The sequence below is a fragment of the Rhizobium sp. R86522 genome (assembly GCF_042466255.1).
In the GTDB taxonomy this organism is placed as follows: Bacteria; Pseudomonadota; Alphaproteobacteria; order Rhizobiales; family Rhizobiaceae; genus Allorhizobium.
Window position 1 is genome coordinate 798,121 of the sequence record NZ_JAXHBX010000001.1, and the last position, 25,099, is coordinate 823,219.

Here is a 25,099-nt window from a genome sequence, read left to right on the forward strand (position 1 = left end):
TCGAGCCGTGGCTCAGGCTTCGCGACGGCGTCCGCCGGCAGTGCCCGAGCGGGCTGGACGGCCCTGGCCGCTGCCATTGCCCGGACGACCCTGGCCGCCATTGGCGCTGCGGTTCTGACCGCCGCCATTGCCACCCTTGCGGTGACCGGACTTGGCGGGGCGACCGTCGGCCTTGGCGCCGCCTTCGGACTTGCCGCGACCCTGGCCCGGGGCCTGGTGGTTGCGGTTGTTGCCGCCGCCACCGCCGCCAGCGCGACGCTGCGGACGGGCCGGGCGTGCGAGGTTTGCCGGCGGTTCGCCAGAAGCGACCGGAATGTCGATGCTCATCAGCTTTTCGATGTCGCGCAGCAGGCGACCTTCATCGGGACCGCAGAATGCGATCGCAATGCCGTCACGGCCGGCACGGGCCGTACGGCCGATGCGGTGGACATAGGCGTCGGGAACTTCCGGCAGGTCGTAGTTGAAGACGTGGGAGACGGCCGGGATGTCGATGCCGCGGGCGGCAACGTCGGTGGCGATCAGCGTCTTGATCTCGCCGTCACGGAAACCCTTGAGTGCCCGCTCGCGCTGGCCCTGGCTCTTGTTGCCGTGGATCGAGGCGACCGAGTAGCCGGTGGCGTCGAGGTGCTTCATCAACTTTTCCGCGCCATGCTTGGTGCGCAGGAAGACGATGGAGCGGCCATCCGGATTGTCGTTGAGGATCTTCTTGAGCATTTCCGTCTTGGCGTTCTGGCCGGCGACGAAATGCACGTGCTGTTCGACCTTGTCGGCAGCCTTGCCCGGAGGGGAGACGGCAACCTTGAGCGGGTCGGTCAGGAAGCTGGATGCGAGATCGGCGATTGCCGATGGCATGGTGGCCGAGAACAGAAGCGTCTGACGCTTCGGCGGGACCATCTTCGAGATCTTGCGCAGGTCATGGATAAAGCCGAGGTCCAGCATCTGGTCGGCTTCGTCGAGAACCAGGTAACGCACGGCGCGCAGCGAGATCGCGTTGCGGGCGATCAGGTCAAGCAGGCGGCCAGGCGTCGCGACGAGGATGTCGGTGCCCTTTTCGAGCTGCAGCTGCTGCTTGCCGATGGACGCGCCACCGACGACCTGGTTGATCTTCAGCGGCAGGCGGCGCAGATAAGAGCGCAGGTTGTCGCCGATCTGGTTCACCAGTTCGCGGGTCGGGGCGAGAATGAGGGCACGGGTGGTGCGGTTGTCAGGGCGCTTCTCATCCTTGAGAAGCATCTCGATCATCGGCAGGCCGAAAGCGGCCGTCTTGCCGGTGCCGGTCTGGGCGAGGCCGATCAGGTCGCGGCCGCCGAGAACGACGGGGATGCCCTTTTCCTGGATGGGAGTGGGGGTCGTGAAGCCGAGCGTCGTCAGCGTCGCGACGATATTCTTGGAGAGGCCAAGATCATCGAAAGTTGTCAAAGTCATACCTTTCGGGGCGCCAAATGCACGAACCCCGGAACGCGTTCTTCGCGAGCCGGTTGGCATTGGCGTCAAGAACCCCGCGTGATTTGGGAACTTGTAAGTTGGAAAAAAGCTTTCCAAGCGCATCGGCGGCATGTCCGCCCGGATGTCATGCGCCTTATCCTTCGTCGCGTCTCAGTTGTCGCTGGGCACGCTCACGCGGCGGCCGGAAGGTAAAAGCTGACCTGCAAATGGGCTTATTTGTTCCGAAAGTCAAGGCTTTGTTTGCGGTGCAGTGTGGAAGCTACTCGTAGCAGCAGGAGCACCTGCCGCTCGAAATCTGGCGGGCGGCAGGTGGTGATCCGTTCGAGTGTGAGTCGTTTGGACGATCAGTCGGCGTAGTAGGGAGAGTTCATGCCCCGGCTGGCTTCCGCCACCACATCGCCGTCGAAGAGCTTGACGGTGAGGCTTGCGTTCGACCCCTTGGCGAAATCGGAGAGCATGCCTTCGGCATAGGCACGGGCATTCTCGACGGAATCGAAGTGATAGAAGCCGCCAACCGAATGGGTGTGAATGCCGCTGAGCCAGGTCTTGCTGATCAGGCCCTTGACGGTGTGCATGGCCGGGTTTGCTTCGCCCCAGACGGCTTCGGTGAAGGGAGCAGATACCTGGAATTCGGCATAGAGGTAGACGCGGGAAGGATTGGACATTTTTTCTCTCCTTGTGGTGGTGGGGCTTGGATACGGCTCTTATATGCGCTATTATCACCAATAGAAAAGTACGCACCTTCTGGTAATAATTGAAAATGTTCAATCCCGCCGACCCCTACAATATGGACTGCCCCTCCCGCGATGTGCTCGATCTGATCGGCGGCAAGTGGGCGATCCTGATCCTTTGCTGTCTCCAGCAGGGCCCTGTTCGCACCGGCGCGCTTATGCGTTCGATCAATGGCATCTCGCAGAAAATGCTGACCCAGACCCTGCGCGACATGGAACGGGACGGCCTGATCGAGCGCATCAGTTATCCCGAGGTGCCGCCCCGTGTGGAGTATCGCCTCACCACGCTCGGGGCGTCTTTGTCAGAACTTGCCCGGGCCATGGAGCAATGGGTGGTGACACATTACCCGACGATCATGGAGAACCGTGAACGCTCCGGTGTCGAGATCCCTGCATATTTGAAGCGGGCCTAACATCGACCGCCAATGGCGCCGAACCTGACGCCCCCTTGGTCGCGTGGCCACCTGCGCTCACGGCGCCTTAACCTGTGGCATGGCAAGATCGAAATCGGCACTGGCAGCGCCCGCGCCGTTCAGCATTATTTCCAGCCGGTGCAGGCCCGGATGATAGACCCGCGTGGTGATCGCACGCAGTGCATGCCGCTTTGCAATCGTCACGCTTTCTCCCGGTCGCAGCAGCAGGCTTTTGCCCTTGAAGACCTTGGGCGACAGAGAGCCATCCTTCTTCTGGTGGTAGATGGCGTAATCGAGCAATACGGTCGCTGCTTCCTTTCCGGTGTTGGAAAGGCGGAGTTGAAAGGCAAGCGCTCCGGGAAAGTTGATGCAAGTGCTCTCCAGAACGAGCCTTGCCGTGACATCGGTCAGGGCAGTGAAACCGAAATTGGCGAGCGCCTTGCCGTGGCCCTTCTTGATCAGCGTGCGCGAGGCGTGCTTGAGCAGCCAGAGCCGGTCTTTCGAAGCGCCCGCGGAATGCCTCTCCACGAAATCAGCGACCAGATCCGGGTGATCCTTGGCAATGTCGTTGAGGCTGTTGGCGACCGAGCGTCGGACGTAGTCCTCGGGGTCGTCGATGAGGGCTTCCAGAATCGGCAGGATCGGTGTCGGGTTCTTCACCAGGGCGGGCAGGCGCATGGCCCAGGGCAGGCGGGGGCGGGTGCCTTCCGAGGCGAGGCGACGGACATGGTGGTTCGGGTCGAGGGCCCAGGATGAGATGATGGCAAGTGCTGCATCCTGCTCCTCGGCGATGAACGGGCGTATGCCGAATTCTGCGGTGAAATGCGGGGTGAGAGCCTTCAGGAGGTGGAGAGCTGTTTCCAGATGGCCGCGGCCACGGGCGGCAACATACTGGTTGAAAGAGAGGAGTGCCCAACCGTTGAGGCCCGCCCGATCCGGTGCCGGCAGGCAGGCGTGCAGGATCGGAGCCGTGTTCTCGAAATCGTCCGGCAGATGGCGGTGCAGCGCATCCGCGATGCATTGGCCGCGCTGCATCAGTTCCAGCCCGTCGATGACGGGCAGGATGTCCGCGACAAAGGCGGCGTGATCGAAGGTTCCCCAGGCTCGCGCCACGGCATCAGCCGTATCGCGGGCGGTGTGTGGGCCGATCAGGTGTTTCAGTGGCTCGGCCATGATCGCTCAGATCGTTCCGTTGGTTTCGAAATGCTGCATCAGGGTAACACCCGTGATCGCTGCCATGTAAGGTGCGAAGGCGGGGTCGGCCTGAACTTTCGCGGCTGCTGCGTCGGCGCTTTCCTTGTCTGCCCATTCGACGAGATCGGCGATCATGTCGCCCTGTTCGATGGCGGTCAGCGCCCGCCAGCTGACGAAGCCCGGATAGGTGTTTACCGCCGCCATGGCGGCACGTCTTGCCTGTTCTGCTGCGGGCCTGTCGGTGACGGTGCAGACGGCGAGTTCGAGGACGGTGGTGGTGGTCATGAGGGTCTCCCTTTGCTGTTGACGGCTTGACCTAACACGACCCAACTGACAACCTTGTGGCCATAGCTATTGCCGGAGGTATCGCATGCGCCCCGCAGACCGCCTTTTCCGGATCATCCAGTTGATGCGCTCGACGGGCCGCGCCATGACGGCCGCCGAGATTGCCGAGAAGATGGAGGTTGCGCCGCGGACCATCTACCGTGACATGGATCACCTGATTGCCTCAGGGGCCCCGATCGAAGGAGAGCGCGGCGTCGGCTACATGCTGCGCGAGGCCTTCGATGCCCCGCCGCTCACTTTCACCTTCGAGCAGCTGGAGGCGCTCGCCTTCGGGCTTCGCGCCGTCGAGATGCTGGGGGATCCAAGGCTCGGCCAGGCGGCGCGCGAGGCGAAGGACAAGATGCTGGCGATGCTGCCGAAGGATCATGCCGAGCGGCTGATCTCCGCGCCGATCCACGCTTTCCGCTCATCGGCCCAACCGGTCGTGCCGGATTGTTTGGGCGACGTGCGTTCTGCGTTGTCGGCCAAGCGCAAGGTCTGGATCGCCTATCATTCGCTGCCCGGCGAGCGCAGCCAGCGTGTCGTCTGGCCGCTGGGGCTCGCCGCCTTCGGGGCGATCTGGGTGATGACCGCCTGGTGCGAGATGCGCGCCGGCTTCCGCGACTTCCGCCTCGACCGGGTCGAGGACTGGAAAGTCATGCCGGACCGTTTCGAGCCGGAGCCCCATCAGACCTATCAGGCGTATTTGAAGCAGCTCAGCTGAGTTTTGCTGTGGAGCGGAATTTTTTTTATGCCGTTCTCCTAAATTCCATAAATATTAAGGGGTCGAGCGGATAGGTAGAGGTACGAAAGCAACTTCTGAAAGACGCCTATGAAACACCTGAGAGTCTCCCGCAAGCTGACTTTGGCATTCGCCTCTGTCCTGTTCGTTGTCATCGCCTTCTGCTCCGTGGCATTTGTGTCGATGCAGCGGATCCATGACGCGACGCTGGCCAATCAGCAGACGCAGTCGGTCCTGAAGTTATCAGGTCAGATACTTGCGACGCTGGTCGAGCACCAGAATGCCATGCGAGGCTTTGTCGCCAGTCTGAATGAGGAATTCATCGAGCGCATGGCAAAGTATGGCGATGCCGTGCCGCCGCTCATGAGTGAACTTGAGCAGAAGCTTAGCAAAGCGGAAGCCGAAACCTATCTCCCCCCGGCACGCCAGGCGATACAGACGTTCTACGCTCAGCTCGATGCGACGGTCGCCAACGCACGCGATCCGGCAAAGATTGAAGAGACCCGCAGCAATATTGCGACGACCGCGCGCTTGAGCGATATCCGCAAGGCGCTCACGGCTCTCGACGAAGCGAGCCAGAAAGTTGCCGACGAGCGAACAGCTATGCAGAACGCGGCGTTCGAGACGGGTACCAAGACCCTGATTGCCGGGGGGCTGACCGCTGCCCTCATCGCCGTTGCCATGGGCATCCTCCTGACACGCAGCCTCGCAGCCCCGCTTCGCGGCATGACGGTCGCCATGCGCAAGCTGGCTGAAGGTGACACCGCCATCGACACTCCTGCGATGGGGCGTCGTGATGAGCTTGGCTCCATGGCCGCCGCAGTGGAAGTCTTCCGGGCCAACGCAATCGCTGCCCGGAAACTCGAGGCCGATTCGAAGCAGCAGCAATCCTTGACCGAGGCCGAACGCGCCGAGCGGGCAAGACTGGATCAGGCTCGCTCCGAGACGATGACCCAGGCAACCGCAACCTTGGCAGGCGGTCTGGCGGAACTCGCAAAGGGCAATCTCACGGTCCGCCTGGAGCAGCCTTTCGCCGAGGAATTCGAGACATTGCGCAAGGACTTCAATGAAGCTGTCTCGCAGCTTGCCGAGACACTTTCCGCCGTCGCTCACACTACCAACTCGATCGACACTGGTAGCCGCGAGATCAGTGGCAGCACGAATGATCTGTCACGACGCACCGAGCAGCAGGCTGCATCGCTCGAAGAGACAGCTGCAGCGCTCGACGAAATTACGGTCAATGTCCGTCATGCTTCAAACCGCGTGGAGGAGGCGCGCGCCGCTGCATCGGATGCCGCACACAGTGCCGAGACTTCCGGCACCGTCGTTGCCAGCGCCGTTGAAGCCATGGGACGTATTGAGCAGTCGTCTCAGTCGATTTCCAACATCATCGGTGTGATTGACGAGATCGCCTTCCAGACCAACCTACTGGCCCTCAATGCGGGCGTTGAAGCGGCCCGTGCCGGCGACGCCGGCAAGGGATTTGCGGTTGTCGCCCAGGAAGTCCGCGAACTTGCGCAGCGGTCAGCGCAAGCTGCTCGTGAAATCAAGGACCTGATACGGGTTTCGACGGAGGAAGTGTCCAAAGGCGTGAAGCTGGTCAGCGACACCGGTGCCGCGTTGAAGACGATCGAGAGCTTCATCACGACCGTCAACGTCCAGATGAACGCCATTGCCACATCTGCAAAGGAACAGGCGACCGGACTGGCCGAAGTCAACACGGCCGTCAATCAAATGGACCAGTTCACTCAGCAGAACGCGGCCATGGTCGAAGAGACGAGTGCTGCGAGTGCAGGCCTTGCCACTGAAAGTACGCGCCTGCGCCAACTGGTTCAGCGTTTCGAGATCAGTGCCGTCAACAGCAATGCCCAAGTCGACAGAGGCTATGCATCCGGGATGCGTCGCTCGGCATAGCAGGCCGGCGACCTACGTCAGGAGGAAGCCCGTTTTCGAACTTCAAAACCATGCAGCCTCGACCTTAACGGGTCGGGGCTTTTGTCTGTCGGGATCTCCGCGTTTCCTGGTCGGATTCCATTCCTCAGAAATCCGTCGCAACCCCGCCCTCGGCCTTGCGTTTCGCCACGAAGGCGTCCAGTTCTTCCTCGACGGCCGGGTCAATCGGCGGGCGCTCGTAGGAGCCAAGCTTTTCCTTGAAGACGCGATTGGCGTGGTCATAAGTTGTCGGGCGGCCGGCTTCCGTCCAGGTCTCGAAATTGCGCCAGTCGGAGAGGATCGGCGAATAGAAGGCGCTCTCATAGCGGGCGAGCGTATGAGCCGTGCCGAAGAAGTGGCCGCCAGGGCCGACTTCGCGCACGGCATCCAGCGCCAGCGCATCCTGGCTGACGTCGAGGGGCGTCAGGAACTCGGCGACCATCTGCAGCATGTCGACGTCGAGAATGAATTTTTCAAAGGAGGCAGTCAGCCCACCCTCTGACCAGCCGGCCGAATGCATGATGAAATTGCCGCCCCCTTGCGTCAGCGCCCAGAGCGAGAAGGCGCTCTCATAGGCTGCCTGGGCGTCCAGTGTGTTGGCGGCATTGGTGTTCGAGGTACGGTAAGGGATGCCGTAGCGGCGGGCGAGCTGGCCACCGACAATGACGGCTTTCATATATTCGGGCGTGCCGAAGGCAGGCGCACCGGTCTTCATGTCGACATTCGAGGTGAAGCCGCCATAGACGACTGGGGCGCCGCGCTTGACCATCTGGGTAAAGGCGATGCCACACAGCGCTTCGGCATTCTGCTGCACGACCGCACCGGCGATGGTGACGGGCGCCATGGCGCCGGCCAGCGTGAACGGCGTCATGACGACGACCTGGCCGCGCGACGACATTTCGATGATGCCCTGAAGCATCGGCCCATCGAGGCGGAGCGGCGAAGACGAGTTGATGATGGTGAAGAGCGAGGGCTCGCTTTCCATCTGCTCCATGGAGACACCACGGCCGATGCGGGCGATCTCAATGGCGTCGAGATTGCGCTGCTTGCCGAGCGAGTAGCAGTGGAAGACCTTGTCGGTCAGCTTCACCATGTCGGAGAGGCAGTCGAGATGGCGCACCGAGGCGTGGATGTCGATCGGCTCGACCGGATAGCCGCCGGTCGTGTGGATCACGTCGTAGCACTGAGCAAGCTTGACCAGCTTGCGGAAGTCTTCCTGGTTGCCGGCACGGCGGCCGCCATCGCGGTCTGCGACGAAGGGGGCAGAGGCGATCTGGGCAAATACCAGGTTGTTGCCGCCCATCTTGACGTTCCGCTCGGGATTGCGGGCGAACATCTGGAATTCGCGCGGGGCCGACGCGATCATGTCCATGATCAGGCCGCGGTCGAAGCGGACGCGGTCGGATCCCTCCGTCACCTCTGCGCCATGCGCCTTCATGATGGCGCGCGCCTCGGGCAGCATGATGTCCATGCCGATCTCTTCGAGAATAGTGAGCGATGCCTCATGCATGTCGTCGAGGGCCGACGGGTCGAGAAGCTCGGTCTTGGTCAGGCGATTGACGAGATTGCGGTACTTGCCGGCCGCACCCGTGCGAACACGTTCGGCTCCCCGACCACCCGTGCGCCTGCGGCGTTCACCGCCTGCAGAGAGGGTTTCAGTCTCGGACAAGGCGGAGGTCGTAATGTCGCTCATGGTCGATCCATTGTGTCAATCTCGACATCAAGTCTCGCAGGTTCGGAAGCCAAAAGGCATTGCCGTTTGCGACGAAAAACCGGCTCATCTGGAACAGTGGTGCGGCTGGAGTGATCCGTCAGGGATACGCGTTCATTCTGCTTCGCTTTTAAAGCTTTGGATGGTGCTTCGCTTACCCGCTGTTTACCATTCCGCGTCATTGATCGGAGGAGGGAGAAACTGATTTGATCCGGGGAAGCGACTTGCTGGACTTGGTCTGCGACAAGATCGCGGTGCTCGATCTGCCTTCCTACGTGAAGGACAGCGAGCTTCGTTACGTCGCCGTCAATGCGGCCTTCGCCGACCTGCACAACCTGTCGGCCGAAAGCTTCGTCGGTCGCAGCGATCGCGAAATCCTTGGAAGCGATCTGGACGCCTTGCGCGACGATCGCGAGCGGCGGGTCCTGGTGTTCGGGGAAGAGGAAGCGCTGCAGCTGCGGGCTGAACCCGGCGGACCGACGCGGGTCCTGCATATCGAACGTTTCTTCGACGACGACGACCGGCTCTATCTCTTCGGTTTCATGGAGGAGCAAAGAACGGTAACACCGTCCGACCCATCGGTCTTGGCGACTCTGCCCTCTGTTGCCCTCTTCCAGGCCGTGCTCGAGCAATATCCCATTGCGACCTATGTGCGCAGCTCTGACCACCGGCTGCTCTTTGCCAACAGCGTCTATTCGCAGATGGTAGGACGGCCCATCCAGGATCTCCTGGGGCGGACCGAGCAGGAGAATTTCCCCGAGCTCGGCCAGGAGTATTTCGAGGGCAACCAGCGCGTCCTCGAATGCGGCGTGACAGAGGAATTTCAGGACAATTTCATGCGGGCCGATGGCACGCGAATCCCCGTCCTCAGCCGCACCGGGGCCGTCACCGGGCCGGATGGCGAACGCTACATCGTCGGCTCGATCACCGATCTCTCTCCTCTCAGACACGAGCAGGAGAAGCTGGAATCCGTCCGACAGGAATCGGAAGCGCTGCAATCGCAGCTTCACAGCCTGATGGCCTCGCTGCCGGTCGGCATCATCGTTCTCGATCCCGATTTGCAGATCTCTTTTGCCAATGCGGCGGCCATCGAGATGACGGAATTTGATGCCTCGCAGAAGCTGGAGGGCATGTCCTACCGGGACTTTCTGACGCTGGCGATGGTCCGCAGAATGCCCAATCTCTCTGCACAAGAAATCGACGAGCGCGTCGCCTATCGCATCGAACAGGTGCTCAGCCTCGCAGAGGGGCCGCTGATCGACGTGAAGACGCCGTCGGGGCGGGCACTTGCCGGCGCAAGCCGCCGCCTTGAGGGCGGGCGCATTCTTTTGACCTATACCGACGTCTCCGACATTTATCAGCGCGAAGAAGAGACGCTGCTTTATCGCGCAGCGCTCGAGCAGATGCCGGTGCCTGTCTTCATCCGCGATCCGGATCGCCGGATGATCTATGTGAACAAGGCTTATGAGGACCTTCACGGCCAGCGTCGGGAAGACATCTACGGGCTGACCGAAGAAGAACTCTGGCCGGAGAACGGTCAGATCATGAAGGAGGAGAACCTCCGGATCTTCGCGACCGGCGAAATGATCGAGAAGAACCGGGAAGTCGTCGTCCGCGGCGGCGAGGAAATCTCGGTGATCACGCGCCTGAGCCGGATCACCACGGCGCAGAACAAGCATTACCTCGTCGGCTCGGTCAACGACATCTCGATGCTCAAGAAGGGCCAGGAGGCTCTGGTCGCGGCCCAGGCACGCGCCGAGTCGCTCTATGCCGACATCGTCTCGATGTTGCAGGTCATGCCAGTCGGCGTGGTGATTATGAATTCCGACTACATGGTCGAATTCGCCAACGAGAAGTGCCGGGAAATCTGGCGCTGGCCGGCTGACATGCAGCTGAACGGGCTGCCCTTCCGGTCCTATTGCGAGATGAACCACAAGCTCGGCTATGCCTGGCCTGGTATCGAGTTCGAGGAAGGCTATCGCGCCCGTCTTGCGCAGTTCGATGCGCTGGAAGGCTCGCATGTCACCGAACTTGCCTATGACGATGGCAAGTTCGTTCTGGCCACGATCACGCGGTTGCATGACCGCAAGATCCTGCTCACCTATTCCGATCTCACCGAGATGCGGGCGCGCGAACGCGAGATCGACGAGGCGCAGCAAAAGCTGGAGCGGCTCGGACGCTTCGTCCAGGAATCCATGCGGATGATGACGCAGGGCCTGATGATGATCGAGCAGGGACGGATCGCGGAGGTCAATCCTTCCTTCAGCCGCATCCTGAACCTGCCCGAAAACCTGGTGGCGTCGGGCGAAAGCTGGCGGCCGATATTCGAATATTGCGCGGCGCGTGGCGATTTCGGCGAGGAAGCGCACGACATTCTGCAGCAATGGCAATCGGCCGTGCAGACAGCAAACGCAGTCTCGACCAATTTCCTCGTCGACGGCAAGACCTGGGTCAAGCTGGAAGCGACCTTCGGTGGCGACCGCAGTTGTGTTGTCGTGCTCACCGATTTCACCGAGCTGAAGGAGCGCGAAGCCGAACTGGAAGTGCTCTTGGCGCGCAGCGAGGCGGCCGACAAGGCGAAGTCCGACTTCCTCGCCAATATGAGCCACGAGATCCGCACGCCGATGAATGGCGTTCTCGGCATGGCGGAGCTGCTCTCCAAGTCCGAACTCGACAGCCGCCAGAAGACCTTCGTCGACATCATGGTGAAGTCCGGCAATGCGCTGCTCACCATCATCAACGACATTCTCGACTTCTCGAAGATCGATGCCGGACAGTTGAAGCTGCGCAAGTCGCCCTTCGATCCGGTGGAAGCCATCGAAGATGTGGCGACGCTGCTGTCTGCCGCCGCTGCCGAGAAGGATATCGAACTCGTGGTCTCCGGCGAGCAGAAGGTGCGCCACACCTTCATGGGTGATCCGGGGCGTTTTAGGCAGATCGTCACGAACCTGCTCGGCAATGCGATCAAGTTCACCGAAAAGGGCCACGTGCATGTCGAGGTGTCCGCGGACGCCGTGGCGGAGGGGCAGGCGATCCTGAAGCTGCGGATCGAGGATACCGGCATCGGCATTCCCCAGGACATGCAGGCGAAGATCTTCGAGAAATTCTCCCAGGTTGACACATCTTCGACCCGTCGCCACGAGGGTACGGGTCTCGGACTCGCGATCACCGGCGGTCTCGTGCGCCTCTTCGGGGGCAAGCTGGATGTGGAATCAGAAGTTGGCCGGGGTTCGGCGTTTACGGTCGAGCTGCCGCTTGCGATCGTCGCCGAGCGGCGGGGCCAAAAAGAGCTGCCAGCGACGGTCAAAGATGCGCGGGTGCTCGTCATCGACGACAATGCCGTCAATCGTCGGATCATCACCGAACAGTTGAGTATGTGGGGCTTCGACGGGCTCGCGGTTCCCGACGGGCCGACAGGGCTTGAAATTCTGAAAGCGGCCCATGCCGAAGGATTGTCGATCGACGTCGTCGTCATCGACTACCAGATGCCGGACATCAACGGCATTGATGTGGCGAAGGCGATCCGCAGCGATCGTCGGTTCGACGATATTGCGCTGGTCTTCCTGACCTCGATGGATATGGTCGGCGATGACAGGCTGTTTGAAAGCCTGAAGATCCAGGCGCATCTGATGAAGCCGGCGCGGGCCAATGTGTTGCGTGGAGCGATCATCGATGTGGTGCGAACGGCGCGCGTTCATGGCGTGAATTCGCCTCGCTTGCGTCCGCTTTCGCCACCTGCACCACTGGCTCCGCGCGCGCCTGTAACTTTGGAGCGCAAGCCGGCTGCTGTTGCCGTTCGCGATGACAGTGCCCTTCGGGTGCTGATCGCCGAGGATAATGCGGTGAACCAGATCGTCTTCCGGCAGATCCTCACCGGAAGCGGCATCGCTTACCGCATTGTTGGCAATGGCGAGGAGGCCGTCGAGGCCTGGCGCAGCGAGCCGCCGGATCTCATTCTGATGGACGTCTCGATGCCGGTCATGAACGGCCACCAGGCGACCGGCGCGATCCGGGCGGAAGAGGCGATGCGCGGCGGAGGACGGATCCCGATCATCGGCGTGACAGCCCATGCGCTCGACAGCGACCGTGAGGCTTGCCTTGCCGCCGGGATGGACGACTATCTTTCCAAGCCGATCTCGCCGGAACTTCTGATGCGCAAGATCGAGCAATGGAGCGGCAGGTCCGTTACCGGGATCGCCGCCGAAGGCTGATCAGGCCGAGCGCCTGACGCCGCACAGCATTTCCCGCTTGCCCGCGAAACCTGGTCGGCGCTCGACGTCAAAACCGGCAGCGCCGAGATTGCGTCTGACGAAACCGGCCGCGGCATAGGTCGCAAAGCTGCCGCCCACCCGTGTCGTGTCGTGGACCCGCTGCATCAATTCCGCCGACCACATGGCGCTGTTGCGCGATGGCGCGAAGCCATCGAGGAACCAGGCATCGAAGGTCAGCATGCTTGCCGTCAGGTTCTCCAGTGCATCGCCGCAGACGACGGACAGACGCGTCTGATCATCAAGATCGATTTCAACGACGCCTGAAGGAGCTGTCGGCCAGAGCGAGACCAGCGCCTGCCGCTCGGCATTGATCTCCGGCCAGCGGGCGAGCGCGCGGTCGATCTCTTCCGCCTGCATGGGGAAGAGCTCGAAGGACACGAAGTGGAGGTGAGCGCCGGGATCACGATGCTCCTTCCACTGCCGCCAGGTTTCGCAGGCATTCAGCCCGGTGCCGAAGCCGAGTTCGCCGATGGTGAAATCGTCTGCATTGCGCCAGCGATCCGGAAGTCCATTGCCGGCCAGGAAGACGTGGCCGCATTCGAGCCGGCCATCGGTCTGGCAATAAAAATGATCGCCAAAGGCGGTGGAAAAGGGCATATCGCCGTCGTGCCAGGCCAACGGTGCCATGGTGTCGCCGGTGCCTGGCGGATAATTTGAATGGGTCATGGTGATGTCCGATAAAACGGCTGCGATGTCAGGTCAATTGCGCGCCGATCTCGTGATCGTCGGTGGCGGCATCATGGGCCTCTGGGCGGCTCTGAAGGCAGAGCGCCGTGGCATCGATACGATCCTGATCGACGGTGACGGTATTGCGAGCGGTGCGAGCGGCGGCCTGCTCGGCGCTTTGATGGCGCATATGCCCGATCGTTGGAACGAGAAGAAGCAGTTGCAATTCGAGGGGCTGCTGTCGCTCGAGGCAGAGATCGCTCTGCTCGAGGACGAAACCGGGCTCTCGGCTGGCTATCAGCGCTGCGGTCGTCTCATCCCCTTGCCAAAGCCGCATCTGAGACCGATTGCCCAACGCCATTCGGCAGAGGCGGCAACGAACTGGAACCAAGAGGGCAGGGCCTTCGACTGGACCGTCCTTGACGAGAATCCCTTTGCCGACTGGCCCTCGCCGAAGTTTTCGGAGGCTGGCGTCGTGTTCGATCGCCTCGCGGGCCGCGTCTCGCCGCGTGCTTTGACGGCCACGATCCGGGCGCGTCTCGAACGATCGGGGCGTGTGCGGTTGCTGGTCGGGGCCGCCGTGCAATCGATCGATGCGCAGGCAAGCCAGGTGAAGCTCGCCGACGGGACCGTCATCGGTTACGGGGATCTGCTGGTCGCAGCCGGTGTCGGGTCCTTCCCGCTGCTCGAAGCCATCGGACCGGCGCTTCGCAAGCCGCTCGGAAGGGGCGTTAAGGGGCAGGCGGCGCTGCTCAGACTGGACCTGCCGACGGATCTGCCGCTCCTCTATCTCGACGGCCTCTACGTGGTGCCGCATGAAGGCGAGCTGGTCGCCATCGGCAGCACCAGCGAAAACACGTTCGAACATCCATTTTCCACCGATGGGCAACTCGATGACCTGATTGCCGCCGCACGCGAGCTTGCGCCTATGCTGGGCGGGGCGGAGATTGTCGAGCGTTGGGCGGGTCTCAGACCCAAGGCGGTGGATCGGGATCCGATGGTCGGCCCTCATCCCGATCATCCTCGTGTGCATGCGCTGGCCGGCGGCTTCAAGGTGAGCTTCGGCATTGCGCACCGGCTGGCGGATGCAGTTCTCGATTCTATTGCCGGTGGAGCCCTGCAGTTGCCTCACGGTTTTGCCTTCGCCCATCACGTTTCGGTGGCTGCGCGTCGCGCAGGTGATGAGTAATTTACAGAATTACCCTGAAATCACAGGGATTAGCTCGGGGAGCTGCCGCGAAATTGCCTCGCGCGCTTCGTGATACTGTCATGCAAATCACCTATCCACCGGGTTGTAACGGCAACTGCTAAAGTGCCGTCGCGAGCCAGTGTGAGGTGCTCGACATGCGCTATGCCATCTGCTTTACGCCGCCTGCCCGTGATCCGCTTGCCGATGCAGCGGCGCGCTGGCTTGGCCGCAACGTGTTCTCCGGCGAGGCGGAGGAGCATCCGGGGCTGAAGGGCCTCGGCGTGCACGAGATTGCCTTTCACACGGCCCTTCCGCGACGCTTCGGCTTTCATGCGACATTCAAGGCGCCGTTCCGCTTGAGCGAAGGTTCAAACGAGGCCTCTCTCCTGCGCGACCTGATGCATTTCGCCGGCCAGATGGAGCCAATCGCATTGCGCGGGCTTTCGGTTGGCCGGATCGGCGACGTCTTCGGGCTCATCTTGCAGCGGCCTTGCCCGGAGGTCGATCATCTCGCGGCCTCGGTTGTGCAGGCCTTCGATGGTTTTCGTGCGCCGCTTTCCGAAGTCGAGATCGAACGGCGCAATCCCGACCGCTTGTCTGCGCCGCAGTTCAGCAATCTCAGCCGCTGGGGCCATCCTTATGTGATGGACGAATACCGTTTCCACATGACACTGACGGGGCCGCTTCTGGCGCGAGATTTCCCGCGAATTGAGCAGGGCTTGAAGGCGCATTTCGACCCGGTTCTCGCCGAGCCTGTCGTGGTGACCAATCTCGCGCTGTTTGTCGAGACTGAACGTGGTGCGCCGTTTACCGTACATTCGCTGCATCCGCTGGGCCGGGTTTCGAGCCGCAAGATCGCCTGACACCTGTGCGCTGCAGCAAGATGCGTGTTTTCCATCTCGACAGGCGCCGCCCTCGCCAATAGCCTCGCGTCAAAACACGAGAGGTGAACCGATGACGACTGCTCCTTATCCCCGCGACCTGATAGGCTATGGCCGCGACATTCCCGATCCGAAATGGCCCGGCGATGCGCGGATCGCGGTGCAGTTCGTGGTGAATTACGAGGAGGGGGGCGAAAGCTGCATTCTCGACGGCGATCCGGCCTCGGAAAACCTGCTGTCAGAAATCGTCGGCGCCCAGCCTTGGCCCGGCCAGCGCAATCTCAACATGGAGTCGATCTACGAATACGGCTCGCGCGCCGGCTTCTGGCGGCTTTGGCGGATGTTCACCGAGCGGAAAGTGCCCGTCACCGTCTATGGCGTCACGCTCGCCATGGCGCGCAACCCGGAAGCGGTTGCCGCGATGAAGGAAGCCGACTGGGAGATCGCCAGCCACGGCTATCGCTGGCTCGAATACAAGGATTTCCCAGAAGACGTCGAGCGCGAGCATATCCGCGAGGCGGTTCGCCTGCACAAGGAACTGACCGGCTCGCATCCGCTCGGCATGTATCAGGGCAAGCCTTCTGACAACACGCTGCGCCTCGTGATGGAGGAAGGCGGCTTCATGTACTCCTCCGACAATTATTCCGACGACCTGCCATTCTGGGTGCCGGATCTCGAAGGCAAACCCTTCCTGATCATCCCCTATACGCTTGAAACCAACGACATGCGTTTCGCCACGCCGCAGGGCTTCAACACCGGCGACCAGTTCTTCACCTATCTGAAAGACGCCTTCGACGTGCTCTACGAGGAGGGCAAGAACGGCAGCCCGAAGATGATGTCCGTCGGTTTGCACTGCCGCCTCGTCGGACGTCCCGGGCGGGCGGCGGCCTTGGCGCGGTTTATCGATTATGTGACTGGCCACGAGAAGGTCTGGGTGCCCCGGCGCATCGAGATTGCCGAGCATTGGCACAAGCATCACAAGCCTGGATGGTGAGGGCCTGATGACGACACTCGGCGACCTCAAGTCCAAGCTCATGGAATCCCCGGCATTCCGTGCCGAGTATGAGAAGGCCTGCGTCGAGTATCAGGCGATCGAAGCCGAACTCGCGGCTTCCGCCAGCAGCCAGTCCCGCAAGATCGCGGCCGGCCCGGACAGGTCCGTGCCTGATCGCAGCCAATAGGCCTTGTCCTCGTCGGCGGCTTCATCGAACAGCACGCTCAGCGTGCCCGCTGCCAGATGGTCTGATATCAGGGCTGTGGGGCAGAGGCCGATGCCGAGGCCCGAGAGGACAGAACTGACCAGCAGGTTGAAATCGGCATAGAGCGGTCCTGCGAGTGTCGGGCCCTCGATCCCGCGTGCCGCCAGCCAGGATTGCCAGGCGGCCTCGGTCGCGTCGTGCAGCAGGTCCTGTTTCAGGAGGTCAGCGGGTGTTGAGATCGGCCCGTGCCGCTCCAGATAGGCGGGCGCACATGTGGGCCGCGTGGCGGCGTCCAGGATGCGGTCCGCCCGACCCGGCGGGCGGGTCCCGTGGCAGATCAGCAGGTCGGCGCCGGCTTCATCCGGGGTCAATGACCCCAACGGATAGACGATCGAGACCTGGATCTGAGGATGTTGGGCGCGGAAGCGGGGCAGGCGGGGGCCGAGCCAGTGGGTGACCACCGACGGCATGCAGGCGAGGCTGGTGCGGGCCATGGACTTGCGGGCGGTCAGTCTTTCTGCGGCGCGGGCGATGTGGCCGAGGCCTTCCGAGCAGGCAGCGCCGAGTTCGCGGCCGTCGGCGGTGAGGCGCACGCCGCGCGGGCGGCGTTCGAAGAGGGCGAGACCCAGCCAATCCTCCAGCGCCTTCACATGCTGGCTGACGGCAGCTGCCGTCATGCCGAGTTCGGTTGCGGCCTGCAGGAAGCTTTCGCGGCGGGCGGCGGCCTCGAAGGCGCGGAGTGTTGGGAGCGGCGGCAGTTTCATGACCTCATGACTAAGCCAGACTTGGCCATGGGGCAAGAAGAGAGGCGGTTGTCTTGAGGGGACAGGTGGGGCACCTTGCGGCAAACCTTTTTTATGTGCCGATCCCCGGAGCCGCCCATGCCATCTTTCAACGCCAACATTCCCGTTCCCGCCGATGCGGCTGCCCGCCGCGCCGTGAAGCCTGTCGTCTGCTATCCGGTCGAGTCACTTGTCGCACCCGACATGAGCATTCTGGATCGGGCGCGGGCGACGATGGAAAAGGTCAGCGAGGTGATCGTGCCGCCGCGCGAAGGCAACACGTTTGAGGTGCCGAAAGGGCACTTCTTCCGCATCGTCAGCGTCGAGGGGCCGCAGGTCGGCGACCTAAACCTCTGGAATGCCAACGACCTTTCCGAGCGCTTCTTCTCCGGCAAGACGCGGGCGCTGCATGCGACGCATGTGACGACCGGCAACCGTCTCTGGAGCAATCTGCCGTCGCTGCGGCCCATGGCGACGATCAGCCATGATACGCTCGGCTGGTACGGATTCGACGAATTCGGTGGCGGCGTGCATGACGTGATCGGCACGCGCTGCGATCCCTATACCAACCGGCTGCTCTCAGGCGGCGACTACCATCATTGCTGCCATTCCAACCTCTGCCGGGCGCTGGCGCATCACACGGGTGCTGACATCAAGGTGGTCGAGCCGCATGTGCATGATGTGTTGAACGTCTTCATGTGCACCGGTTTCACCCGCGATACGCAGCAGTATTTCATGAAGGCGAGCCCGGTGCGGCCTGGCGATTTCCTTGAGATGTTTGCAGAAATCGACCTGCTGGGCGCTCTTTCCGCGTGTCCGGGTGGAGATTGCAGCGCCAGCCATTCGAGTGATGTTTCCAAGTGCTACCCGCTGAAGGTGGAGCTCTTCAAGCCGGATATGGCGCTGCTGGCGGATTGGCCGTTTCCGGAGCGGAATGGGTATCAGCTGCAGGTGTGATACCGCCAAGGGCCTGGCAAGACGGGCTTGAGCTGTGAGGTCGTCATGCTCGGGCTTGTCCCGAGCATGACGATGTTTCAATTGCATTCGACCGCAGTAGATCCTCGGCACAAGGCCGAGGATGACGTCTCGTTTGAGGACAGGCCTCTCCACGAAAAGAGGGCCCAGCGCAGACCGGGCCCTTCTCATTCCGTCTTCGCAGCTCAGTCCTTGGCGAGGGTCGCCATGTCGATGACGAAGCGGTAGCGGACATCGCTCTTGATGACGCGCTCATAGGCTTCATTCACCTGGGCGATGTCGATGATCTCGATCTCCGGGGTGATGTCGTGCTTGCCGCAGAAGTCCAGCATTTCCTGGGTCTCCTTGATCGAACCGATCATCGAGCCGGCGAGCGAGCGACGGCCGGCGATCAGGGCGAAGGCATGCACGGGAACCGGGTTTTCCGGCACGCCGAGCAGGACCATGGTGCCGTCGACCTTCAGAAGGTTCAGGTAGGCGTTCCAGTCGATCTCGGCGCTGACGGTGCAGAGGATCAGGTCGAAGGCGCCGGCGAGCGTCTTGAAGGTCTCCGGATCCGAGGTGGCATAGTATTCCTTGGCGCCGAAGGCGAGGCCGTCTTCCTTCTTCGACAGGCTCTGGCTGAGCACGGTGACGTCTGCACCCATGGCGGCGCCGATCTTGACGCCCATGTGGCCGAGACCGCCCATGCCGATGACGGCGACCTTCTTGCCGGGGCCAGCCTTCCAGTGGCTGAGCGGCGAATAGAGCGTGATGCCGGCGCAGAGCAGCGGTGCTGCCTTGTCGAGCGGGATGTTGTCCGGAATGCTCAGCACATAGTCTTCCTGGACGACGATGGAATCGGCATAGCCGCCCTGCGTCGGGGTCACGCCGTCGACTTCCGTGGAGTTATAGGTGCCGACGAGGCCGGGCATATACTGTTCGCGGTAAAGGTCGCGTTCGCAATGCAGGCAGGAATTGACGAAGCAGCCGACGCCGACGCGGTCGCCGACCTTGTATTTCGAAACGCTCGAGCCGACTGATGTCACGATGCCGGCGATCTCGTGGCCGGGGACCATGGGGAAGGTCGAGTTGCCCCATTCGTTGCGGGCCTGGTGGATGTCGGAATGGCAGATGCCGGAGAACTTGATCTCGATCACCACGTCGTCCGCGTTCGGTTCGCGACGCTCGAAGGTGAAGGGAACCAATGGCTTGGAGGCATCCGTTGCGGCATAGCCTTTGGCAATCGGCATGGGGTATCCTTTCAAATGTGATGGGGGGAGCGAGTTGTAGATAGGTCGATCCGGGTCTGCTGCAAGCTAAGGACCCTGGGGTTTGCGTTGAAAGTGCCTGTCGCCTTCGGAAACTCGACAAGACCAGGGGGCTCGGCTAATCCTTGTCATCAACTGCTTCGCGGGATGCGCGGGCAGGCCCTCCTTGCCGCTGCTGTTACAGCTGCGGCCTCACATGATACTGGATTGACGGCATGGACAGAGCGGACTTCGTTCAGCGTTTCGGCGGGGTGTTCGAACATTCGCCCTTCATTGCGGAGCGTGCCTTCGATGCAGGCATGATCGAGGCGCCGCTGACGGCGCTCGACGTGCATGATGCTATGGCTGCGATGTTTCGCACGGCAAGCCAGGATGAGCGGCTGGGCGTATTGCGTGCGCATCCTGATCTTGCAGGCAAGCTTGCGATTGCGGGCGAGCTGACGGAAGACAGCAAGCGCGAACAGGCCGGTGCCGGCCTCGATCGCCTGAGTGCGGAAGAACATGCCCGCTTCACCGAACTCAACACGGGCTATGTCGAAAAATTCGGCTTTCCCTTCATCATCGCGGTCAAGGGATTGACGAAGGACGATATTCTCGCAGCCTTCGAGACGCGCATCGCCAACTCCCAAGACCAGGAATTCGACACCGCCTGCCAGCAGGTGGAAAAAATTGCGAGGCTCCGCCTCGAAAGTCTGCTTCCGGAAAGGGACTGACACGCCCTGCAGCTGCACCGTGCGAAATCGCGGCAAGTGCTGTCCAGGCGAGGCTGGTAGCGACGTCCCGTTCGGCGCCTCAGCGTTTCAGAGTATGTGAAACGAAAAGAGCGGGCAATGGCCCGCTCGTCGCATGCTTCGAGCCGTCCGCAATGCGGGCGGCTTTCTTGTTGGACTTTCGCCCTTACTGCTTCGGCGCCCGTTCGGCTTCGCGGATCGCTTCCTCGTGATACCAGCTTGCCGAACCGCTCTCATAGATCACGGGTTTCGGCGTCTGGCGCTCACGCATGGCGTTGAGGCGGGCCAGGTCACGCACCGGGAATTCGTAGATCTTCGCCGATTCCCGAACCATGTTCGTTGTCATGCTACTACCTCTCGTTTCACCGAGTGTTGTCTCGATGGTTCATGCTTACCACGTCTGAAACTGAAATGCACATGAAAAGTGCAAAGTGCCTATTTTGTGGGCAATATGAAAGCAGAAAAAGTGATGAATTTAAAATCATCACAGCGCTTTCGTGATCTTAGGTGGCCTGACAACACCGGACACGCGCCTCTGGTTCCATGAGTATGCGCTCAATCTGTTAAAGAAAGGCCTGCAATGTCGGCGATTTGGCGGGTCGCCTGCGACAAAATGGCCGCATTTCGCAGTCCGTCTGCAAACTGGCACGCTTCCTGCTTTTTATCTTTCGACTCCCGGGCACCCGGAGAATCACCCCTCTGTTGCGCCGATGAGTGGCGCGAGACTGAAGAGAGAGCACCATGACCAAGTTTAAGCTCGAGTATATCTGGCTCGATGGCTACAAGCCGGTAGCGAACCTGCGTGGCAAGACGCAGATCAAGGAATTCGACAGCTTCCCGACCCTGGAACAGCTGCCGCTCTGGGGCTTTGACGGCTCCTCGACGATGCAGGCCGAAGGCCACTCGTCGGATTGCGTGCTGAAGCCGGTCGCCATCTATCCCGACCCGGCTCGCACCAACGGCGCTCTCGTCATGTGCGAAGTCATGATGCCCGATGGCGTCACCCCGCATCCGTCGAACAGCCGCGCCACGATCCTGGATGACGAAGGCGCCTGGTTCGGCTTCGAACAGGAATACTTCTTCTACGAAAACGGCCGTCCGCTCGGCTTCCCGGAGCAGGGCTATCCGGCTCCGCAGGGCCCTTACTACACCGGCGTCGGATACAAGAATGTCGGCTCGATCGCCCGTGAAATCGTCGAAGAGCATCTCGACCTCTGCCTCGAAGCCGGCATCAACCACGAAGGCATCAATGCCGAAGTGGCCAAGGGCCAGTGGGAATTCCAGGTATTCGGCAAGGGCTCCAAGAAGGCTGCCGACCAGATCTGGATCGCCCGCTACCTGCTGCTGCGTCTCTGCGAAACCTACGGCATCGACGTCGAATTCCATTGCAAGCCGCTCGGCGACACCGACTGGAACGGCTCGGGCATGCACTGCAACTTCTCGACCACCTTCATGCGCGAGATTGGCGGCAAGGAATACTTCGAAGCCCTCATGGCGGCCTTTGCCAAGAACTGGCAGGAGCACATCGACGTCTACGGTCCGGACAACCATCTGCGCCTGACCGGCAAGCATGAGACGGCGCCGTGGAACAAGTTCTCCTACGGCGTTGCCGACCGTGGTGCCTCGATCCGCGTTCCGCACTCCTTCGTCAACAACGGCTACAAGGGTTACCTGGAAGATCGCCGCCCGAACTCCCAGGGCTGCCCCTACCAGATCGCTTCCGTCGTGCTGAAGACGATCGCCGAAGTGCCGACGGCGGATTACGCCAAGAACGCCGCCTGATTTCAGGCTAAGGTTCAACGATTGCAGCGCCGGTGGAAACATCGGCGCTGTTTTCGTTTGTCGCGCTGGTTCGAGTCCATCCTTGGGGCAGGGGCTTGCGAAACGGATCCTCTCTATATAGTTAGTTAGTCTAACTATATAGAGCGTGCGAAATGGATCTGGAAGGAAGTCTACGCTGCCTGCAGTGGCACATGTGGTTCCGATGGCGGGAAGAGTCGCAGAAAAGCGGCTCCATGGACCTGACCGCGACGGAACTCGACTATCTCTATCTGGTGATCGCAGCCGAGAAGCAGCTGCGGCTTGCGGATCTGGCCGATCAGATGCGGGTGAGCAGGGCTTCCGCATCGGTGATGGTGCGCAAGCTGCATCTCGGCGGCTATCTCGACAAGCTCTCTGACAGTGCCGATGGACGTTCTGTGCTTCTTGCACCGACGGCCAAATGCAGCGCGCTCATTGCAGAAGAAAAATCGATCTATGCCGAAACAGCAGAGCGTATTTCCCGCGCGCTGACCCCCGACGAACTTGAAGACCTTGACCGTCTGCTGAAGAAGGCACGCGGCAGTCTTGAATGTTCCTGAACGTGACGATACAATTCCCATGACTCCCAGCTTTCTGACTGAACTCAAGGATATCGCGCGTCTGGCCGTGCCCATCGTGGTGGGCCTGAGCACCGGTGCCGTGATTACCGTGACGGATTCCCTGATGATTGCGCCGCTTGGGCATGTGCCCCTGGCCGCCGTGGGCCTTGCGGGTGCGGTTGCGACCGTCATGCTGGCGGCGATCTACGGCTTTCTGTCGGTGATCTCTGTCCGCATCGGGATGGCCTTCGGGGCGCGACAGGGTCGTCGGGTGGCGGCCTTCCTGCGGGCCGGTTTGGTGCTGGGGGCCGTGACTGGCGCTGGCGCGGCTTTGTTGATGAGTGCCTCGCTCCTTCTGATGCCCTATTTCGGACAGCCTGCCGATGTGCTCTCGCAGGTCACTGCCTACTGGCATCTGATCGCCGCCTTTCTCATTCCCTATGCGGTCCTCACGATCTTCAAATCGGCCTTCGAGGCCATTGATCGCCCCTGGATGGGGGTGAGTTTCGGAGCGCTCGCCTGTGCTTTGAACATTCCGCTCAACTATTGCCTGATCTACGGCGTTGGACCTCTGCCGGCCTTCGGCCTTGTCGGGGCCGGTATTGCGTCACTGGTCGCCGAGAGCATTGCGCTGCTTGCGGCCTTTGCCTACTGGCGATGGTCGATGTCGACTGTCCGGTTGCGGACGAGAAGCGATCGCACCTCTGTCGATACGGTGTCCCTCGTGCGGGAGGGGGCTCCGCTTGGACTGATGTATGTCGCGGAAACGGCTGCGATGGCGGTTGCGACCATGCTCATCGGTCTCTTTGGATCGGTTGCGCTCGCTGCCAATCAGGTTGCGCTCTCCGTCGGAACTCTGCTCTACATGGTGCCACTCGGGATTGCCGGAGCCGTGGCCATTCGTGTAGCCCAGGCGGCGGGCGCAAAGCGCGTTGATCGGGTGCGCCGCGTCACCTTTGCGGCGCTCGGGATGGGGACGGTCTGGCTGACCGGAGCGACCTTGGTGCTCGGTCTCTACGGGGCCGAGGTCGCGGCCCTGATCTCGTCAGATCCCGCCGTCATCGAACTGGCTGCCGCACTCTTCTTTGTATTCGCGCTCAGCCAGGTCGTCGACGGTCTTCAGTCGACGCTTGTGGGCGCCCTTCGCGGCATGTCCGATACCGCAATCCCGTCGGTGATCTCCATCCTCGCCTACTGGCCTGTGGCTATCCCGCTTGGCTGGGCTCTTGCCTTTCCGCTCGGCCTCGGGCCGCAAGGTGTCTGGCTCGGCTTCGTATCCGCACTTGCGCTTGCCGCATCGGCTCTGGTCTGGCGATTCCACAGCCTGACGCGCATTGTCGGTTGACGAAGGAGCGGCGAGTCTTGATTCTCCCAAGGTGCGCGATGGCTGGAAAACAGCTCTTGCCGCCGACATGCTGCCACCCGCATCTCCAGGGAGAATGACCCCTTTGCCCATCGAGCTCTCCATCCGTCCCTTGACGGCTCAAAGTTTCGCGCCTTTCGGCGATGTCATCGAAGCCGATCCCTCGACCATGCGGCTGATCAATGGCGGCACGACCGAGCGGTTTCACGGCCTGTTTTCGCCAGAGACTGCGGGCGAGGGGGCGCGGGTGATCGTCAACATCTTCCGTGGACAGCCGCGGGCCTTTCCCTATGAGATCGGCATGATGGAGCGCCATCCCTTCGGCAGCCAGAGCTTTTCACCGTTGTCCGGTCGACAGTTCCTTGTCGCGGTATCGCCTGACGAGAACGGCAAGCCCGGTGCGCCGCAGGTATTTCTCGCCGCGCCGCATCAGGGGGTGAACTATCGCCGCAACACCTGGCACCATCCCTTGATGGCGATCGGCGAGGTCAGCGATTTCCTGGTTGTGGATCGCGACGGACCCGGCAACAATCTCGAGGAAGTTTTCTTCGAGACCCCCTTCGTGATTCGGGAGCCCCAGATATGACCGGCCTCACCACCCATGTCCTCGACACGGCCCTCGGCAAGCCCGCCCAGGGGCTGCGCATCCAGCTGATGCGGATGAATGGCGAGGAGGCAGAGCTGATCAAGACGGTCTTCACCAATGACGACGGGCGCGTCGATGGCGGGCCGATGCTGATCGGCGAGGAATTCCAGATCGGGCAATACGAGCTGCTCTTTCATGCCGGCGATTATCTGAAGGGGACGGGAGCCACGCTCACGGATCCGCCCTTTCTCGACGTGATCCCGATCCGTTTTGGCATCTCCGACACCACGGCGCATTATCACGTGCCACTTCTGCTCTCGCCGTATGGCTATTCCACCTATCGCGGAAGCTGA

23 protein-coding genes are annotated in these 25,099 nt (G+C 61.7%); 14 read left to right on the forward strand and 9 right to left on the reverse strand.

All coding sequences use genetic code 11. From position 1 onward, the window contains the following. Window positions 1-12: 12 nt before the first annotated feature. A complete protein-coding gene (locus tag SJY08_RS03765) occupies window positions 13-1,419 on the reverse strand; it encodes a DEAD/DEAH box helicase (protein WP_083229761.1) in 1,407 nt (468 codons plus the stop codon). Window positions 1,420-1,790: 371 nt separating this feature from the next. Further along, the gene (locus tag SJY08_RS03770; RefSeq protein ID WP_300889271.1) at window positions 1,791-2,111 is read right to left on the reverse strand and encodes a YdhR family protein; all 321 of its coding nucleotides are present in this window, start codon (window positions 2,109-2,111) and stop codon (window positions 1,791-1,793) included. Between the two features lie 95 nt (window positions 2,112-2,206). On the opposite strand from SJY08_RS03770, the gene SJY08_RS03775 reads away from it, so the two are divergent. Beyond that, window positions 2,207-2,590, forward strand: coding sequence for a helix-turn-helix domain-containing protein (locus tag SJY08_RS03775; protein WP_300889272.1), 384 nt, complete (start codon window positions 2,207-2,209; stop codon window positions 2,588-2,590). A gap of 57 nt (window positions 2,591-2,647) precedes the next feature. Here SJY08_RS03775 and SJY08_RS03780 read toward each other — a convergent pair whose 3' ends face one another. Continuing rightward, window positions 2,648-3,763: a DNA alkylation repair protein gene (locus SJY08_RS03780; RefSeq protein ID WP_377274738.1), complete on the reverse strand. Its 1,116-nt coding sequence runs from the start codon at window positions 3,761-3,763 to the stop codon at window positions 2,648-2,650. Window positions 3,764-3,769: 6 nt separating this feature from the next. Then, window positions 3,770-4,069 (reverse strand): hypothetical protein, encoded by a 300-nt coding sequence (locus SJY08_RS03785; protein WP_069043578.1) that lies wholly within the window; start codon window positions 4,067-4,069, stop codon window positions 3,770-3,772. A gap of 85 nt (window positions 4,070-4,154) precedes the next feature. Between SJY08_RS03785 and SJY08_RS03790 the strand changes: the two genes are divergently transcribed. Next, window positions 4,155-4,832, forward strand: coding sequence for a YafY family protein (locus SJY08_RS03790; RefSeq protein ID WP_054148416.1), 678 nt, complete (start codon window positions 4,155-4,157; stop codon window positions 4,830-4,832). A gap of 108 nt (window positions 4,833-4,940) precedes the next feature. After that, window positions 4,941-6,764: a methyl-accepting chemotaxis protein gene (locus tag SJY08_RS03795; RefSeq protein WP_377274739.1), complete on the forward strand. Its 1,824-nt coding sequence runs from the start codon at window positions 4,941-4,943 to the stop codon at window positions 6,762-6,764. Between the two features lie 124 nt (window positions 6,765-6,888). Here SJY08_RS03795 and SJY08_RS03800 read toward each other — a convergent pair whose 3' ends face one another. Next, window positions 6,889-8,475: a trimethylamine methyltransferase family protein gene (locus SJY08_RS03800; protein ID WP_377274740.1), complete on the reverse strand. Its 1,587-nt coding sequence runs from the start codon at window positions 8,473-8,475 to the stop codon at window positions 6,889-6,891. A 242-nt stretch (window positions 8,476-8,717) separates the two neighbouring features. Between SJY08_RS03800 and SJY08_RS03805 the strand changes: the two genes are divergently transcribed. Next, the gene (locus SJY08_RS03805; RefSeq protein WP_377274741.1) at window positions 8,718-12,704 is read left to right on the forward strand and encodes a PAS domain-containing protein; all 3,987 of its coding nucleotides are present in this window, start codon (window positions 8,718-8,720) and stop codon (window positions 12,702-12,704) included. Here the strand turns inward: SJY08_RS03805 and mnmD are convergent, their stop codons facing one another. Then, entirely contained in the window at window positions 12,705-13,430 is a 726-nt protein-coding gene (gene mnmD / locus SJY08_RS03810) for a tRNA (5-methylaminomethyl-2-thiouridine)(34)-methyltransferase MnmD (protein WP_377274742.1), read from the reverse strand. Between mnmD and SJY08_RS03815 the strand changes: the two genes are divergently transcribed. From SJY08_RS03815 to puuE, 3 genes are all read left to right on the forward strand, one after another. Then, window positions 13,429-14,619 carry an NAD(P)/FAD-dependent oxidoreductase gene (locus SJY08_RS03815; RefSeq protein ID WP_377274743.1) on the forward strand — a complete coding sequence of 397 codons (1,191 nt, stop codon included), beginning with the start codon at window positions 13,429-13,431 and terminating at the stop codon, window positions 14,617-14,619. The genes mnmD and SJY08_RS03815 overlap by 2 nt on opposite strands. A gap of 155 nt (window positions 14,620-14,774) precedes the next feature. Next, entirely contained in the window at window positions 14,775-15,482 is a 708-nt protein-coding gene (locus SJY08_RS03820; RefSeq protein WP_377274744.1) for a DUF1045 domain-containing protein, read from the forward strand. Between the two features lie 91 nt (window positions 15,483-15,573). Then, the gene (gene puuE, locus SJY08_RS03825) at window positions 15,574-16,494 is read left to right on the forward strand and encodes an allantoinase PuuE (protein ID WP_377274745.1); all 921 of its coding nucleotides are present in this window, start codon (window positions 15,574-15,576) and stop codon (window positions 16,492-16,494) included. Window positions 16,495-16,584: 90 nt separating this feature from the next. Here puuE and SJY08_RS03830 read toward each other — a convergent pair whose 3' ends face one another. Beyond that, entirely contained in the window at window positions 16,585-17,463 is an 879-nt protein-coding gene (locus SJY08_RS03830; RefSeq protein WP_377274746.1) for a LysR substrate-binding domain-containing protein, read from the reverse strand. Between the two features lie 117 nt (window positions 17,464-17,580). Here SJY08_RS03830 and SJY08_RS03835 point away from each other — a divergent pair, with 117 nt between their 5' ends. Then, window positions 17,581-18,438: an urea carboxylase-associated family protein gene (locus tag SJY08_RS03835; protein ID WP_377274747.1), complete on the forward strand. Its 858-nt coding sequence runs from the start codon at window positions 17,581-17,583 to the stop codon at window positions 18,436-18,438. Between the two features lie 203 nt (window positions 18,439-18,641). On the opposite strand, the gene SJY08_RS03840 is transcribed toward SJY08_RS03835, so the two are convergent. After that, entirely contained in the window at window positions 18,642-19,688 is a 1,047-nt protein-coding gene (locus SJY08_RS03840; protein WP_377274748.1) for an NAD(P)-dependent alcohol dehydrogenase, read from the reverse strand. Between the two features lie 233 nt (window positions 19,689-19,921). Here SJY08_RS03840 and uraD point away from each other — a divergent pair, with 233 nt between their 5' ends. Then, entirely contained in the window at window positions 19,922-20,419 is a 498-nt protein-coding gene (gene uraD, locus SJY08_RS03845) for a 2-oxo-4-hydroxy-4-carboxy-5-ureidoimidazoline decarboxylase (RefSeq protein ID WP_377274749.1), read from the forward strand. A 184-nt stretch (window positions 20,420-20,603) separates the two neighbouring features. On the opposite strand, the gene SJY08_RS03850 is transcribed toward uraD, so the two are convergent. After that, on the reverse strand, window positions 20,604-20,783 hold the full coding sequence (locus tag SJY08_RS03850) for a DUF2735 domain-containing protein (protein WP_054148428.1): 180 nt from the start codon (window positions 20,781-20,783) through the stop codon (window positions 20,604-20,606). Window positions 20,784-21,178: 395 nt separating this feature from the next. Here SJY08_RS03850 and SJY08_RS03855 point away from each other — a divergent pair, with 395 nt between their 5' ends. The 5 genes from SJY08_RS03855 (at window position 21,179) to uraH (ending at window position 25,099) form a co-directional block, all read left to right on the forward strand. Continuing rightward, the gene (locus SJY08_RS03855; protein WP_054148429.1) at window positions 21,179-22,219 is read left to right on the forward strand and encodes a glutamine synthetase beta-grasp domain-containing protein; all 1,041 of its coding nucleotides are present in this window, start codon (window positions 21,179-21,181) and stop codon (window positions 22,217-22,219) included. A gap of 233 nt (window positions 22,220-22,452) precedes the next feature. After that, on the forward strand, window positions 22,453-22,797 hold the full coding sequence (locus SJY08_RS03860; protein ID WP_377274750.1) for a MarR family winged helix-turn-helix transcriptional regulator: 345 nt from the start codon (window positions 22,453-22,455) through the stop codon (window positions 22,795-22,797). A 19-nt stretch (window positions 22,798-22,816) separates the two neighbouring features. Continuing rightward, a complete protein-coding gene (locus SJY08_RS03865; RefSeq protein WP_377274751.1) occupies window positions 22,817-24,142 on the forward strand; it encodes an MATE family efflux transporter in 1,326 nt (441 codons plus the stop codon). 94 nt (window positions 24,143-24,236) lie between these two features. Next, window positions 24,237-24,746 carry an ureidoglycolate lyase gene (locus SJY08_RS03870; RefSeq protein WP_377274752.1) on the forward strand — a complete coding sequence of 170 codons (510 nt, stop codon included), beginning with the start codon at window positions 24,237-24,239 and terminating at the stop codon, window positions 24,744-24,746. After that, window positions 24,743-25,099: a hydroxyisourate hydrolase gene (uraH, locus tag SJY08_RS03875; protein WP_054148433.1), complete on the forward strand. Its 357-nt coding sequence runs from the start codon at window positions 24,743-24,745 to the stop codon at window positions 25,097-25,099. The genes SJY08_RS03870 and uraH overlap by 4 nt, the downstream gene beginning before the upstream one ends.

Coding starts and splice junctions, on each gene's coding strand:
- SJY08_RS03770 (WP_300889271.1), bottom strand. CDS start 2,111: ATGTCCAATCCTTCCCGCGTCTACCTCTATGCCGAATTCCAGGTATCT.
- SJY08_RS03775 (WP_300889272.1), top strand. CDS start 2,207: ATGTTCAATCCCGCCGACCCCTACAATATGGACTGCCCCTCCCGCGAT.
- SJY08_RS03780 (WP_377274738.1), bottom strand. CDS start 3,763: ATGGCCGAGCCACTGAAACACCTGATCGGCCCACACACCGCCCGCGAT.
- SJY08_RS03785 (WP_069043578.1), bottom strand. CDS start 4,069: ATGACCACCACCACCGTCCTCGAACTCGCCGTCTGCACCGTCACCGAC.
- SJY08_RS03790 (WP_054148416.1), top strand. CDS start 4,155: ATGCGCCCCGCAGACCGCCTTTTCCGGATCATCCAGTTGATGCGCTCG.
- SJY08_RS03795 (WP_377274739.1), top strand. CDS start 4,941: ATGAAACACCTGAGAGTCTCCCGCAAGCTGACTTTGGCATTCGCCTCT.
- SJY08_RS03800 (WP_377274740.1), bottom strand. CDS start 8,475: ATGAGCGACATTACGACCTCCGCCTTGTCCGAGACTGAAACCCTCTCT.
- SJY08_RS03815 (WP_377274743.1), top strand. CDS start 13,429: ATGGTGATGTCCGATAAAACGGCTGCGATGTCAGGTCAATTGCGCGCC.
- mnmD (WP_377274742.1), bottom strand. CDS start 13,430: ATGACCCATTCAAATTATCCGCCAGGCACCGGCGACACCATGGCACCG.
- SJY08_RS03820 (WP_377274744.1), top strand. CDS start 14,775: ATGCGCTATGCCATCTGCTTTACGCCGCCTGCCCGTGATCCGCTTGCC.
- puuE (WP_377274745.1), top strand. CDS start 15,574: ATGACGACTGCTCCTTATCCCCGCGACCTGATAGGCTATGGCCGCGAC.
- SJY08_RS03830 (WP_377274746.1), bottom strand. CDS start 17,463: ATGAAACTGCCGCCGCTCCCAACACTCCGCGCCTTCGAGGCCGCCGCC.
- SJY08_RS03835 (WP_377274747.1), top strand. CDS start 17,581: ATGCCATCTTTCAACGCCAACATTCCCGTTCCCGCCGATGCGGCTGCC.
- SJY08_RS03840 (WP_377274748.1), bottom strand. CDS start 19,688: ATGCCGATTGCCAAAGGCTATGCCGCAACGGATGCCTCCAAGCCATTG.
- uraD (WP_377274749.1), top strand. CDS start 19,922: ATGGACAGAGCGGACTTCGTTCAGCGTTTCGGCGGGGTGTTCGAACAT.
- SJY08_RS03850 (WP_054148428.1), bottom strand. CDS start 20,783: ATGACAACGAACATGGTTCGGGAATCGGCGAAGATCTACGAATTCCCG.
- SJY08_RS03855 (WP_054148429.1), top strand. CDS start 21,179: ATGACCAAGTTTAAGCTCGAGTATATCTGGCTCGATGGCTACAAGCCG.
- SJY08_RS03860 (WP_377274750.1), top strand. CDS start 22,453: ATGGACCTGACCGCGACGGAACTCGACTATCTCTATCTGGTGATCGCA.
- SJY08_RS03865 (WP_377274751.1), top strand. CDS start 22,817: ATGACTCCCAGCTTTCTGACTGAACTCAAGGATATCGCGCGTCTGGCC.
- SJY08_RS03870 (WP_377274752.1), top strand. CDS start 24,237: ATGACCCCTTTGCCCATCGAGCTCTCCATCCGTCCCTTGACGGCTCAA.
- uraH (WP_054148433.1), top strand. CDS start 24,743: ATGACCGGCCTCACCACCCATGTCCTCGACACGGCCCTCGGCAAGCCC.